Annotated in this window: 16 protein-coding genes, 1 tRNA gene and 1 pseudogene; 10 read left to right on the forward strand and 8 right to left on the reverse strand. The window is 60.6% G+C overall.

Annotated features, from left to right (window positions below; all coding sequences use genetic code 11):
- The first annotated feature begins 20 nt into the window (after positions 1–20).
- Genes FTO60_RS11010 through FTO60_RS11030 form a run of 5 tightly spaced genes read left to right on the forward strand, consistent with a single transcriptional unit; the run spans position 21 to position 4,598 of the window.
- Positions 21–980, forward strand: coding sequence for a tripartite tricarboxylate transporter substrate binding protein (locus FTO60_RS11010; protein WP_148056005.1), 960 nt, complete (start codon positions 21–23; stop codon positions 978–980).
- Between the two features lie 10 nt (positions 981–990).
- Entirely contained in the window at positions 991–1,425 is a 435-nt protein-coding gene (locus FTO60_RS11015) for a tripartite tricarboxylate transporter TctB family protein (protein WP_148056006.1), read from the forward strand.
- On the forward strand, positions 1,425–2,957 hold the full coding sequence (locus FTO60_RS11020) for a tripartite tricarboxylate transporter permease (protein WP_148056007.1): 1,533 nt from the start codon (positions 1,425–1,427) through the stop codon (positions 2,955–2,957). Before FTO60_RS11015 ends, FTO60_RS11020 begins: the two co-directional genes overlap by 1 nt.
- Positions 2,957–4,303, forward strand: a complete 1,347-nt coding sequence (locus FTO60_RS11025; RefSeq protein WP_254696787.1) for an acyclic terpene utilization AtuA family protein — start codon at positions 2,957–2,959, stop codon at positions 4,301–4,303. The genes FTO60_RS11020 and FTO60_RS11025 overlap by 1 nt, the downstream gene beginning before the upstream one ends.
- Positions 4,296–4,598: a DUF4387 family protein gene (locus tag FTO60_RS11030; protein ID WP_148056008.1), complete on the forward strand. Its 303-nt coding sequence runs from the start codon at positions 4,296–4,298 to the stop codon at positions 4,596–4,598. Before FTO60_RS11025 ends, FTO60_RS11030 begins: the two co-directional genes overlap by 8 nt.
- A gap of 107 nt (positions 4,599–4,705) precedes the next feature.
- Here the strand turns inward: FTO60_RS11030 and FTO60_RS11035 are convergent.
- A tRNA-His gene (locus FTO60_RS11035) sits at positions 4,706–4,782 on the reverse strand.
- Between the two features lie 132 nt (positions 4,783–4,914).
- Between FTO60_RS11035 and FTO60_RS11040 the strand changes: the two genes are divergently transcribed.
- On the forward strand, positions 4,915–5,100 hold the full coding sequence (locus FTO60_RS11040; protein ID WP_148057132.1) for a DUF6324 family protein: 186 nt from the start codon (positions 4,915–4,917) through the stop codon (positions 5,098–5,100).
- A 281-nt stretch (positions 5,101–5,381) separates the two neighbouring features.
- Here the strand turns inward: FTO60_RS11040 and FTO60_RS11045 are convergent.
- A pseudogene (locus FTO60_RS11045) lies at positions 5,382–5,866 on the reverse strand (MmcB family DNA repair protein).
- A 115-nt stretch (positions 5,867–5,981) separates the two neighbouring features.
- On the opposite strand from FTO60_RS11045, the gene FTO60_RS11050 reads away from it, so the two are divergent.
- The 3 genes from FTO60_RS11050 (at position 5,982) to FTO60_RS17710 (ending at position 6,979) form a co-directional block, all read left to right on the forward strand.
- Positions 5,982–6,302 (forward strand): helix-turn-helix transcriptional regulator, encoded by a 321-nt coding sequence (locus FTO60_RS11050; RefSeq protein ID WP_148056009.1) that lies wholly within the window; start codon positions 5,982–5,984, stop codon positions 6,300–6,302.
- Positions 6,299–6,718, forward strand: coding sequence for an SRPBCC domain-containing protein (locus FTO60_RS11055; protein WP_148056010.1), 420 nt, complete (start codon positions 6,299–6,301; stop codon positions 6,716–6,718). The genes FTO60_RS11050 and FTO60_RS11055 overlap by 4 nt, the downstream gene beginning before the upstream one ends.
- Before the next feature lie 117 nt (positions 6,719–6,835).
- Positions 6,836–6,979, forward strand: coding sequence for a hypothetical protein (locus FTO60_RS17710; protein WP_172623869.1), 144 nt, complete (start codon positions 6,836–6,838; stop codon positions 6,977–6,979).
- A gap of 399 nt (positions 6,980–7,378) precedes the next feature.
- Here the strand turns inward: FTO60_RS17710 and FTO60_RS11060 are convergent, their stop codons facing one another.
- From FTO60_RS11060 to FTO60_RS11085, 6 genes are all read right to left on the reverse strand, one after another.
- Positions 7,379–7,921 carry an HdeD family acid-resistance protein gene (locus FTO60_RS11060; RefSeq protein WP_148056011.1) on the reverse strand — a complete coding sequence of 181 codons (543 nt, stop codon included), beginning with the start codon at positions 7,919–7,921 and terminating at the stop codon, positions 7,379–7,381.
- A gap of 26 nt (positions 7,922–7,947) precedes the next feature.
- On the reverse strand, positions 7,948–8,262 hold the full coding sequence (locus FTO60_RS11065) for a hypothetical protein (RefSeq protein ID WP_148056012.1): 315 nt from the start codon (positions 8,260–8,262) through the stop codon (positions 7,948–7,950).
- 175 nt (positions 8,263–8,437) lie between these two features.
- On the reverse strand, positions 8,438–8,905 hold the full coding sequence (nusB, locus tag FTO60_RS11070; protein ID WP_148056013.1) for a transcription antitermination factor NusB: 468 nt from the start codon (positions 8,903–8,905) through the stop codon (positions 8,438–8,440).
- Positions 8,902–9,417 (reverse strand): 6,7-dimethyl-8-ribityllumazine synthase, encoded by a 516-nt coding sequence (locus FTO60_RS11075; RefSeq protein WP_148057133.1) that lies wholly within the window; start codon positions 9,415–9,417, stop codon positions 8,902–8,904. The genes nusB and FTO60_RS11075 overlap by 4 nt, the downstream gene beginning before the upstream one ends.
- Positions 9,418–9,553: 136 nt before the next feature.
- Positions 9,554–10,684 carry a 3,4-dihydroxy-2-butanone-4-phosphate synthase gene (gene ribB, locus FTO60_RS11080; RefSeq protein ID WP_148056014.1) on the reverse strand — a complete coding sequence of 377 codons (1,131 nt, stop codon included), beginning with the start codon at positions 10,682–10,684 and terminating at the stop codon, positions 9,554–9,556.
- A gap of 167 nt (positions 10,685–10,851) precedes the next feature.
- Positions 10,852–11,454 carry a riboflavin synthase gene (locus FTO60_RS11085; RefSeq protein ID WP_148056015.1) on the reverse strand — a complete coding sequence of 201 codons (603 nt, stop codon included), beginning with the start codon at positions 11,452–11,454 and terminating at the stop codon, positions 10,852–10,854.
- A gap of 132 nt (positions 11,455–11,586) precedes the next feature.
- Here FTO60_RS11085 and FTO60_RS11090 point away from each other — a divergent pair, with 132 nt between their 5' ends.
- Complete coding sequence (locus FTO60_RS11090; protein ID WP_254696788.1) at positions 11,587–12,873, forward strand: capsule biosynthesis protein; 1,287 nt, start codon at positions 11,587–11,589, stop codon at positions 12,871–12,873.
- Positions 12,874–12,919 lie beyond the last annotated feature (46 nt).

The following is a 12,919-nucleotide window of genomic DNA, read 5'->3' on the forward strand; positions in this document are numbered from 1 at the left end:
TCTCTGGGAGGAGACATACCATGAATACCACTTTCAAGGCGCTGGTTACCGGCGTCGTCATGACCCTTGGCACATCGGCCACGGCGGCCGAGTGTATCGCGCCCGCCAACCCCGGCGGCGGTTGGGATTTCACCTGCCGTCAGATTGGCAAGATCCTGTTTGACATCGGCGAAGTCGACAGCCCCGTGCAGGTCACCAATATGGCGGGCGCTGGCGGCGGGTTGGCATTCAGCCACGTTGTCACCGAACGCTCCAATGATGCCGATTTGATCGTCGCCGCGTCCTCGGCAACAACCACCCGTCTGGCGCAGAACGCCTATGGTGGCGCAACGGCCGATCAGGTGCGTTTCGTCGGTGCAATCGGTGCTGATCCGGGCGTGATAGTCGTCGCCGCTGACAGCCCGTTCATGACGCTGAACGATCTGGTTGATGCCGCACTGGCCGATCCGGGTTCGGTTGCCTTTGCCGGCGGTTCCGCCGTTGGCGGGTTTGACCACCTCAAGCCGCTGCAAATCCTCAAGGCCGCCGGTCTCGAAGACATCACGCAAATCAAATACATCGGTGTTGACGGTGGCGCGGATGCGATCACCCAGACTGTCGGTGGCTTTACCCAGGCGATGACAGGCGACATGTCCGAAATCGTCGGCTTTATCGAAGCGGGCGAAGTGCGTGTGCTGGCCGTTCTGACCGAAGAGCGCGTGCCCGGTTTCGAAGACATCCCAACCGCGCGCGAGCAGGGCTATGACGTGGTCGCCGTGAACTGGCGTGGTCTCTATGTCCCCAAGGACATCTCGGACGAGGAGTTCCAGGTTTGGGCTGATCGTCTGGCCGCCGTTGCCGCAAGCGACGAATGGCAGCAGGCCATGCGCGATAATGGTCTGGCACCCTTCACCAAGGTTGGTGCGGACTTCCAGACCTGGATTGACGGTGTTGTGGCCTCGACCGAGGAACTCAGCCGTGAAATCGGTGTGATCCAGTAAGATGTCACGCATGTCAGACCGCATTTTTGGTCTGGCCATGATTTGTGTGGCGCTCGTGTATATCGCGAGCGCCATGCAAATTCAGGTCAGTTTCCTTACCGATCCGATTGGTTCCAAGGCCTTTCCGATTGGTGTCGCGTCGATCGCCATCATCTGCTGCGTGGTGATGATCCTGCGCCCCGACGAAGAACCGGACTGGCCGGTCCTGTGGACGGTCGTGTCCATCTTTATCTCGATCGGGCTGCTGGTCGCCTATGCCTACGCACTGCGCCCGCTGGGGTTCCTGATCCCGACGGCCATCGTTGCAGGCGCGCTAAGCTACCAGATCAACCCCAAGCCCGCCTTGGCGGCGCTGACTGGTCTTGGCCTGTCTGTCGGGTTGTTCGTGCTGTTCAAATTCGTGCTTGATCTGGGCCTTGTGGCCTTTCCCAAGGGGTGGTTCTGATGGAACTTGTCGACAATCTTGCGCTGGGATTTTCCATCGCCTTTTCGCCCTACACGCTGATGCTGGCCGTTCTGGGCTGCTTTATCGGCACCATTGTCGGCGCGCTGCCCGGGCTTGGCCCCAGCAACGGCGTGGCGATCATGATCCCAATCACCTTTTCGATGGGTCTTGGCGCGGTGCCTGCCCTCGTTCTGCTGACGGCGATTTATTACGGCGCGATGTATGGCGGGCGGATCAGTTCGATCCTGCTCAACATTCCGGGCGATGAACCGGCCCTGATGACCACGCTTGATGGCTATCCGATGGCCAAGAACGGGCGCGCCAGCGATGCGCTGGTGATTTCCGGTGTGGCCAGTTTCGTCGGTGCATTTCTGGCAACCATCGGGTTGATGCTGCTGGCCCCGATCCTCAGCCGGGTCGCCTATGAATTTGGCCCCGGTGAATATTTTGCGCTTTATCTGCTGGCCTTTGCCACCCTGGGCGGCATTTCCAGCAACAATCAGGCCAAGGCGGCGCTGGCCTCTTGCATCGGTCTGATGATTGCGATGATCGGCCTTGATCCCAATTCCGGCCTGCCGCGCCTGACGGGCGGCAATCTGCACCTTTATGACGGCATCGACTTTCTGGTCGCCATCGTCGGCTTGTTCGCCGTGTCCGAGATTTTCTTTTTCATCGAAAGCCACGGGAAATCCTCGGCTGTTGGTGTGCTGGTGGGCAAGGTCCGCGTGCCTTGGGGCGATATCTGGGCGACCCGCTGGACCATGCTGCGGTCCAGTTTCGTGGGCTTTTTTGCCGGCGTCCTGCCCGGTGCGGGGGCCAGTCTGGGCAGCTTCATGACCTATATGATGGAGAAATCCATCGCCGGTGATAAGGGCGGTTTTGGCACTGGTGTGCCCAAGGGCGTCGCCGCCCCCGAAGCCGGCAATAACGCCGCCGCCGGTGGCGCGCTGGTGCCGATGCTGACGCTGGGTGTGCCCGGCTCTGGCACCACGGCGGTGCTGCTGGCTGTGCTTGTCACGCTGAACATCACGCCGGGCCCGACGCTGTTTACAGAACGTCCCGATGTGGTCTGGGGGCTGATTGCATCCCTGCTCATCGCCAACTTCGTGCTGTTGTTCATGAACGTGCCGATGGTGAAAATCTTTGTGCGCGTCTTGCAGGTGCCGCCCGCGATCCTGTTACCGGGTGTGACGATGGTCAGTTTCGTTGGCATCTATTCCCTGACGGGCAGCTATTTCGACCTGTTGTTGGTCGTCGCCTTTGGGGTGCTGGGCTATCTGTTGCGCAAGCTGGATATTCCGACGGTGCCGGTGATCCTTGGGATTTTGCTGGGCCATCAGATGGAAAAGCAGCTGCGTGATGCGATGGTGCTGTCGGACGGCAGCGCATGGGGGCTGATCTATACCAGACCCAGCGACCCGACCGATCTGTCGCTGATCGCGCTTGGCCTTCTGATTGCGGCTGTTGTTGGATTTGTTGCACCGATCTTCCTGCGCAAGGTCCTGAAAAAACCACAGGCGGTGACGGACTGATGGTGCGTGTTCTGGTGCCCTCCGGCGCCCTTGGGCTGGGCTATGACAAGGATGCACTTGCGCGCGCTGTCGCCGCCGCGCCCGATCTGATCGCTATTGACGGGGGGTCCACCGATAGCGGGCCGTCCTATCTGGGGCGGGGCGTGTCGAAATACGCGCGCGCCGCCACCAAGGCCGAATGGCGCGGGCTGATCGAGGCGCGCGCCATCGCGGGCGTGCCGCTGGTGATCGGCACGGCCGGCACCTGCGGGGCCGACAGCGCCGTGGACTGGCTTTATGACATCACCGTCGAAATCCTGCACGAGCTGGGCCAAACCGCCAGGATCGCCGTGCTGAAATCCGGCCAACCCGCCGCGCGGATCAAATCCGCGCTGGCAGCAGGCGGTATCACACCCCTGCCCCACGCGCCCGACATTGATGCGGACGTGATCGACGCCTGCACCCATATCGTCGCCCTTGCAGGGGCCGAACAAATTGCTGCGGCGCTGGACACGGGCGCCGATATCGTCATCGCGGGCCGCACCACCGACACCGCGATCATCGCCGCCCTGCCGATCATGCGCGGCGACCACACGGGGGCGGCATGGCATGGCGCGAAAATTGGTGAATGTGGCGCACTTTGTGCGACCAACCCGCAATCAGGCGTGATCTTGGTGGATTTTGACGCCACCGGCTTCATCATCACCCCGATGGCCGAGGGCGCGCATGCCACGCCCCACACGGTCAGCGCGCATATGCTCTACGAAAATTCAGACCCGTTTATCCTGTTTGAACCAGGTGGCCATCTGGACGTGACGCATGCCCGTTACAGCGCTCTTGATGACACCCGTGTGCGGGTCGAAGGGTCGGTCTGGGTGCCCTCTGATCGCTATACGGTGAAACTCGAAGGGGCGCGGATCACCGGTTATCAAACCGTGGTCATGGCCCTGCTGCGGGATCGCCGCTATGTCACCCACGTGCAGGCGTGGTGCGATGATATCGCCGCGAAACACGCCGCCAAGGTGGCGGATCGTCTGGGCGACATCGCCTATGGGCTGGAATTGCGCATCATCGGGCAGGACGCGACCCTTGGGGCGCTGGAAAACCGCGCCGCCGATCTGGTCGAGGTCGGCGTCATGGCCGTCGTCACCGCCCCTGATCAGGCCACCGCCAACGATATCGCCAAACTGCTCAACCCTTACCTGCTGCATCACCCGCTGACGCGGGACGAAGAACAGCCGACATTCGCCTTTCCGTTCTCACCCGCCGAAATCGACCGCGGGGCGGCTTATGAATTCTGCCTGAACCACGTGATGACGCTGGCCGACCCGATGGATGCTTTCACCCTGGAGGTGCGCGATGTCTGAACTGGGCCAGATCGTCGAAAAAGTGCGCAGCAAGAACGCCGGGCCATTCTGGCTGACCATCGACATTTTTTGCGGCACGCCGAATGCCTTTGCGCGGGTGCAGGGCGGTGTATCGACGGACCGCATCGCGCAGCTGTTTCAAACCACGCCTGACCAAATCAAGCGGTTCGATATTCCCGATCTGAACGTGGTGAAATTCAGCATGCCGCGCCCCGCGATCCAGGGCACCGTCAGCGACCGTGACATGCATGGTGCGGGCTGGGCGGCACTCGTTGCCGAACTCGAGGTGAATTAACGGCGGCGCGCCAGCTTGCCCAGCATCGGCCCCAACAGCCACGGCGGCGGCAGGTGCAGCGCTTAGAATGCGGCCAGGCCAACACCAGAAATCAGCAAATGAGGGGATGGTACCGCCTCCCCGGCTTGAACGGGGGACCCCTGGTTCCACAAACCAGTGCTCTAACCAACTGAGCTAAGGCGGCACACGAGGGGGATTTAGCGCCCCCGCCCCGCGATTGCAAGCCACCAGTTGCGGCAATTGTGCGCCGCCTAGCCCTTGCCAATCCGGCCCGCCCCGCGCTAAGCCCGTGGCCAGACCAACACCGGAGGCCGCTATGGGCATCGACACCGAACGCGACATCGAAGCCAACCTGCAAATCGGCCCAACCGATCACGGCATGGTGCGCATTTTCGTCGAAGGCAACGGCATCGAAATTCCGATGGATTTTGACCCCGACGAGGCCGTAGAGATCGCCGAGGAAATCATGACCGCCGCCAAGGCCGCCCGTTTGATCAAATAAAGACTGACGCATCGGGCGTTTCACCCCTGCCAACGCCCCTTTTCGCCTGCCTGTTTGATCGGCGGGGGATGGGATGTTTCGACTCTTCAAAACCGGCGAAAAATCGGGCGGTTTCTCGACGACCGTGATGGGCGCGTAAATTTTTGGAGCCTCGGCGCGCGCCCCGCCCGGCCCAGTGCAAACCTCGCTTGGGGCGGGCAACCTGATCGCCCACCTATCAGACGAAAAACGCAAAGTGCCGAACATGTGCTGGTGCAGCCCACGGCTGATGAAACCGCGCGCTATGGCTGCGCAAGGCTGAACACGCGGCTGGGGCGCGGATCACGCAGGGATTGCAGACGCAGCGCCGTCGTTCGCGCGAATTTCTGCACCATGACCTTGCGCCGGGCCGGGGGGAGTTTGCTTTCCGGTCCCATCCGCAGGATTTCCGCGTCATAGGCATCGGCGATGATCAGCCCTGTATTTTCGGGCAGCAGGTCGGTCGGAAAATCACTGTCCACCGCCCAAAAAACCTGTCGCACCATTCCAGATAGCCCTGCCATTTGCTGTCGGACTGATAATCGGCACGGGAAGATTTGCATTCGATCACCCAGACCTCGCCCTTGGGGCCAAGGGCCATGACATCGACCCGCAGGCCCGATGTGGGCACCAGTTCTTCGACGCTGACAAAATTGTGGCCCAGCAAGTGCCGGCAGACCCCGCGCGCCAGCCGCTGACCGGGCTGCATCGCCTCCAACAGGGTATCAGTGGTGACATCGTGCTGCATGGGGACAAACATGAACAATAGGTGAACAAAAAGCAAGATGCGATCCGTGGTTGACACGATACCTTTTGGTATCCTATAAGAAATGAAACCAAAAAGTATCACAAAAGAGAATCCGATGATCCAACAGGACCTCCCCGCCTTTCGTGCCTTGGCCGATCCCACGCGGCGCGCCATTCTGGTGATGCTGCGCGATCAGGACCTGAGTGTCGCACAGGTGTCCCAACAGTTCGACATGACCCGCGCCGCCGTCAAAAAGCACCTGACAGTGCTGTCGGACGGCGGGTTGATCTCCACCCAGAAACGGGGGCGCGAACGGATCAACACCCTGAATCCACGGGGCATGGCGCCCGTCCTTGATTGGCTTTCGTTCTTTGATGCCTTCTGGGACGACCGCCTTGCCACCCTCAAATCCGCAATCGAAAAGGACAACCAATGACCGACAATACCCTTCGCAAAACGATCTTCCTGCGCGCCTCAAAAGAACAGGTCTGGGCCTATCTCACCGACCCTGACAAGCTGGGCATCTGGTTCCACAAACCCAAAACGCCCCTCAAACAGGGCGAGGCATACGCCATGTTTGGAACTGAAAGCGGCGACAAACTGATGTGGGGCGATGTCACCCGCGCCACGCCGCATGACGCGCTGGAATACACGTTTACGATCACCCCGATGGGTGATGCCGTCAGCACCGTGAAATGGACGTTGGATGATGTGGCAGGCGGCACACGCCTTTCATTGGAACACAGCGGGTTGCCCGCTGGCGCAGACGCGTTCGGCCTGACACTCGCGCTGGATCGTGGCTGGGACGATCATTTCGACCGGATGCGCGACAGCCTGCACGCTGCGGCCTAGCGCGGCACAACTTGGACCAAATCGTGACGCGTGACCCCGCGTCATGCCTTTCCAGCGTCACACTCCTGCCCCGCTTGTCCGCCACAGGTGTCCCCACATCAAAAGGGGATACCTGCCATGACACTGTTTCAGGACGTCACATTCTTTCAAGTCATCATGAGCCTGCTTGCCGTTGGCGTGCTGGAACAACTGGCGCAGTTTCTGCCCAAAAACGTCGTCGGCCCCAACGGCTGGCTTTTGCGCAGCGATACGCAGGGCTGACGACACCCCTTGCCGGATCATGCAAAGCACCCTACCTAAAGTGGTGGCGGGTTTCTGCGCTTCACGTCGTCTGGGATAATTCCAGTGGCCTTAAGCAAATCCGAGGTGGCTGGCGCTGTCGTGGCCCTGGCTTCGTTACCTGGCTACCACCTGTACATACAGGTCCTCGGGAATACATACCCTGACGGATGCCGCGGTTCCCGCCACCAACCGCACCCAATATCAATCCAAGACGGGCGATCGGCGGCCCGTGGGTTGGCGATGAGACTTTGCCGTTTGGCACTTTATGGCTGCCGCGTTCATCTTCGTTCACGGTATCGCACGTGGCTTGCAAATCGCCGACCCGTCGGGGCGGGCCGACGATCGCCCGGCGCCTGCGGCTTGATTCCGGGCGTGGCGTTATTGAACCGCACGCGACAATGCCCAGAACGACAGCCCCGAGCTGAGGAAATTCACGCCCACCAACAGTCCAATGGCCCAGGTGGCCGTTCCGGGCAATCCGATCAGCAACAACAATCCGACAAACCCGGCCGCGACACCGCTGGCCACCAGCCAGCCCCAGCCACGCATGGGCCGTGTGCGCAAGCCGATAGCGGTTTCAACCCCGCCCTGAATCAGGAACACCAACGCCAATAGCGCGGTCAGCCCGATCAATCCGGTAAGCGGGAAAAACGCCAGATAAACCCCTGCGGCCAAATGCAAAACCCCCACCAACCCGCTAAAGATCGCCGACGACCAATCGCGCGTCTGGAAGGCATAGAAAAACACCGCCGCCCCTGTCAACATCAGGAACCAGCCGATCATTACCTTGATTGCAATGCTGGCAACCAGCGGAAACAGGATCGCCAGAACACCCAGCACCATCAGGATCAAACCAAGCGTGCGAAACCGCTTGGCGTGGCGGGCAATCGCCCGATCAATGTGAAAACCGGGGTCGCTCATGGCATCTCTCCTGCAATTTGGACCGTTTAGCGGCGATCGGCCCGCACAGGGATCGGCACATGAAGGCCGACACGGCCGCGGTGGCCCTTGTCGTCATCGTCGTCATCATCGCCCATGTTCATGATCGCGATTCCGAATTGCACACCGGCAAACACGATCCCGTTAAAGACCCAGAGCATCAAGGCCGCGATCATCCCGATGGGTGATCCCGACACCAGCCGCCACAAGCCGCCCACATCAAAGGCGAACAGCATCCCGACAAAGATCGCCGAGGCGACAAAGCCGATGATGCAATGCTTGATATACATCCGGATCAGGTTCGGTCCGTTGCGCTGTGACATGGCGACTCTCCTTTAAATTTAACCGTATTCCCCTGCGAAGGGCATTTCCAGTGGGGGCGGCGGGATGACGCGGCGCGCAGGCCAGTCTTGGCTGATAAGAGTGAGGGTAATCGCTGGCCCGAGGGGGCGGGCATACGCTGGCTCGGCGCCTGCGGCTTCATTCCGGGCGTGAAAACTAAAACGCCTCGGGCCGCGCCTCGCGGGCCATATGGTCCAGCACGGCATTGACAAATTGCGGTTCTTTGCCATCGGGAAAAAAGGCGCGCGCCACATCGACGTATTCAACAATGGCGACCTTGGGCGGGGTGGATTTGCCGATCATCTCGGCACCTGCGGCCCGAAACAACGCCCGCAGCGTCGGGTCAATCCGCCCGATCGGCCATTTGGCAACCAAGGCACGGTCGGTCATCTGATCAATCCTGGCCTGATGGTTGACGGCGTCCTGCATGACGGTGCGAAAGGTATCCACATCGCCCTCGGCCATCTCGTCACCCTCGTAAACGGCCCCGAAACGATGCTCTTCAAATTCGCGCATGACGCCGTCAACGGTCTGGCCCGACTGCTCCATCTGGAACAGCGCCTGCACCGCATAAAGGCGGCTGGCCGCGCGCATCTTGCGTTTCTGGTTGCCTGAAATCGTCATGCTGTCGTCTTGCCGCCTGTGCCGCCTGCCAAAAGGATATCACTGGCAAAGCCCACGCTTTGGCCAGAGTTGCCCCACTTACGGCTGAGCGCGATCAGGTGCAAGGCCGCCGCCGCAGCCCCGCCACCCTTGTTTTGATCCTTGGGGTCGGCGCGCACCGCGGCCTGTTCATAATTCTCAACCGTCAGGATGCCATTGCCAATGCAAAGCCCTTGCAAACCAAGAAGTTGCAGGGCGCGGCTGCTGTCATTACAGACCGTGTCGTAATGGGTCGTCTCGCCGCGGATCACACAGCCAAGGGCGACATAGCCGTCAAAATTGCTCAGGCGTTCGGCGATTCCGATCGCGGTGGGTATTTCCAGCGCGCCGGGCACATGCACGATGTCATGACCAGCGCCCGCGGCGTCCAGTTCGGCGAGGGCGCCGGCGATCTGGTTGTCGCTGATATCCTTGTAATAGGGCGAAGCGACGATCAGCACCTTGACGGGTTTTTCAAACTCCGCGCGGGGCATGATGTAATGGGACGGTCCAGCCACTAGATCACCTCCTGAGTCAATGAAGCCTGTGTCACCGAACGGCTGTTCGAGGCAGCGATCACACAGCGAATGCGGTCGGACAGTTGGGCGGGATCAATGAAGCAGGACATGATCAGCCTATCTCCGAAATCTTGCGGGTGCCGACAATTTCAAGCCCATAGGCATCAAGGCCGACAACCTTGGGCTGGGGCGAATTGGTCAGCAATGTAATCTGCGACAAGCCAAGCGACGACAGGATTTGCGCGCCAAGCCCGTATTGTCGCAGGGTCTGGGGGGACACTTCATCGGCTGCGGCCAGTTTCATGTGCAGATCGCGCAAAAGCACCAGCACGCCGCGCCCTTCCTGTGCAATCAATGTCATCGCATCGCCAAATTCATGCGCGCGCCCTTTGCCCCCGGTGCCGACCACGTCCAGCAGCGGATCCATTGCATGCATCCGCACCAGCACCGGATCATCACCGGAAATATCGCCCTTGATCAGGGCCAGATGTTCGGCCCCTTGGGTTTCATCGGTAAAGATACGCAGGGTCCATTCGCCGCCAAATTCGCTTTGGATCACCTGTTCGTCGCGCACCCGCACAAGGTTGTCGTGACGGCGGCGATAGGCGATCAGATCGCTGATCGTGCCGATTTTCAGGTTGTGCAACTGGGCAAAGGCCACCAGTTCGGGCAGGCGCGACATGCTGCCGTCCTCGTTCATGATCTCGCAGATCACACCGCTGGGGTTCAGCCCGGCAAGGCGCGCGACATCAACCGCCGCTTCGGTATGACCGGCCCGCACCAGCACCCCGCCATCGCGGGCGCGCAGCGGAAACACATGGCCCGGCGTGGCGATATCGGCGGCCCCCTTGGTGCCATCAATCGCCACGGCCACGGTCAAAGCGCGGTCATGGGCGGAAATACCGGTGCTGACACCCTCGCGGGCCTCGATGCTGACGGTAAAGGCGGTTTCGTGGCGGCTGGAATTATAGGTCGACATCAAAGGCAGACCCAGCGCGTCGATCCGCGATCCGGGCATCGACAGACAGATCAGACCGCGCCCGTGTTTGGCCATGAAGTTGATTGCATCGGGCGTGGCCATCTGTGCGGGGATCACCAGATCGCCTTCGTTTTCGCGATCCTCGTGATCGACCAGAATGAACATTCTGCCATTACGGGCATCGTCAATGATTTCGTCGATGCTGGAAATGGCATCACGCCAGTTTTCTTCAACGGGTCCGGGTGTTTCAAAAGCTTGGGTCATGGCAGCATCCTTGCAGTTGCGCGCTTGCTAGCGGTTTGCGCGGCCCAAGGAAAGGGGGCGTGGGTCAAGACCCACATTACGCGACGCCCGGCAAGCTTGGGTTTGCAGGGCAATACAGGAAAATCCGGGTTCCGACCCCCTCGTAAGGTGGGTTTCAACCCACCCCCCTATTCCCATTCACGCAACCGCGCCACATAGCGCGCCATCGTGTCAATCTCGAGGTTCACATGATCGCCCAGACCCACGCCGCCCCATGTGGTGGCCTGCTTTGTATGGGGGATAAAATTGATACCAAAATCAGCGCCATTGACCTCGTTCACCGTCAGTGACGTGCCATTGAGCGCCACAGACCCTTTGGGCGCAATGAACCGCGCGAGATCATCGGGGGCACGCAGGGTCACGCGGGTGCTGTCGCCCTCCTCTGCCACGCCGATCACCTCGGCCACGCCATCCACATGGCCCGACACGATATGCCCGCCAAGTTCATCGCCGACCCTCAAAGCGCGCTCCAGATTGATCCGCTTGCCCACGGGCCAGCCGTTGCGACCGATATTGGTCTTGCTGACGGTTTCGGCCGATATTTCCACATCAAACCAGTTTCGCGGGGTCGCGCCCAGCGCGATCACCGTCAAACACACCCCGTCACAGGCAATCGAGGCGCCGATATCAATACCCGCGATATCATAGGCGGTGGCGATCCGTGCGCGCAGATCGCCGCGCTGCTCTACCTCAAGAACCTCGCCCATGTCGCTGATGATGCCGGTGAACATATTTCCCCCTGATTGCCTGATCCAGACCTAGTCAATTGGCCCCCGGTGGGCAAGGTCATAGCACGCGCCATAATGTTGCCAAATCACGCGTTTACCGATTAGGAACAGTATCAGAGGATTGTGGGCGGTATCGTGACCAAAGACACCACCAGACGCTTTTTGTTTCTTCAGGGGCCACATGGCCCTTTTTTCCACCGCCTGTCGCGCATGTTGCGTGCGGCGGGGGCCGAAACATGGCGCGTGGGGTTTAACGCCGGTGATCGTGCGTTCTGGTTCACGCCTGCGACCTATATCCCGTTTCGCGGCACGGGCGCCGACTGGCCAACAACATTTGCCGGGCTGATTGCGCAAAAGCAGATCACCGATATCGTGCTTTACGGCGATACCCGCCCGATCCACGCACAGGCGGTTGTGGTCGCCAAGGCGGCGGGCCTGACCGTGCATGTCTTTGAAGAAGGATACATGCGCCCCTATTGGGTGACCTATGAACGCGGCGGCACCAACGGCAATTCCCGCCTGATGGACATGACGATCCCGCAGATGCAGCGCGCGCTGGAACTGTCCGATTTGGATATCCCCGAAGCGCCAGCCCATTGGGGCGACATGCGCCAGCATGTGTTCTACGGCGCGCTTTATCATTGGTTCGTGATGTTTCGAAACGGCGACTACCGCAATTTCAGACCGCACCGCGAACTGCCCGTCAGCCGCGAAACCATGCTTTATACCAAACGGTTGCTACTGATGCCGCTGATCGCACTGGACCGGATACTGGCCACGGCCCGCATCAAATACGGCGGCTTTCCCTATCATCTGGCCCTGCTGCAGCTGGAACATGATGCCAGTTTCCAGATGCACAGCCCGTTCACGCAGATGGAAGAATTCCTCGAACTGGTGATCGAAGGGTTTGCCGCAGGGGCACCACAGCATCACCACCTTGTTTTCAAGGCGCATCCGCTGGAAAACGGCCGTTCGCCGATCCGTAAGATCATCCGCCGACTGGCCTGCGACAATGGCGTCAAGGACCGTGTGCATTACGTGCGGGGCGGCAAACTTGCCCGCCTGCTTGATCACGCGCGCACCGCCGTCACCGTCAATTCCACCGCCGCACAACAGGTGCTGTGGCGGGGTATCCCGCTCAAGGTATTTGGCAAGGCGGTCTATGCGAAACCCGAATTTGTCTCGGTCGACCCCTTGCCGGAATTTTTCGCGCAACCCGGTCGCCCCGACAACCGCGCCTACAAGGATTACCGCCGCTTTCTGCTGGAAACCAGTCAGGTCGCAGGCGGGTTTTATTCGGCGCGCGGGCGGCGCCAATTGATGCGCCAGGTGGTCGATCTGATGCTTGCGCCCGATGATCCCTATGACGCGCTGCGCGCGGGCACCGCCGCGCCACGCCAGCAGTTGCGGGTTGTCACGTGACACCCACAAGGGATTGCGTGCGCCCGGACGATCGCGGCAGCATAGC

Origin of the sequence: Octadecabacter sp. SW4, from assembly GCF_008065155.1 — a bacterium.
Taxonomy (GTDB): Bacteria; Pseudomonadota; Alphaproteobacteria; order Rhodobacterales; family Rhodobacteraceae; genus SW4.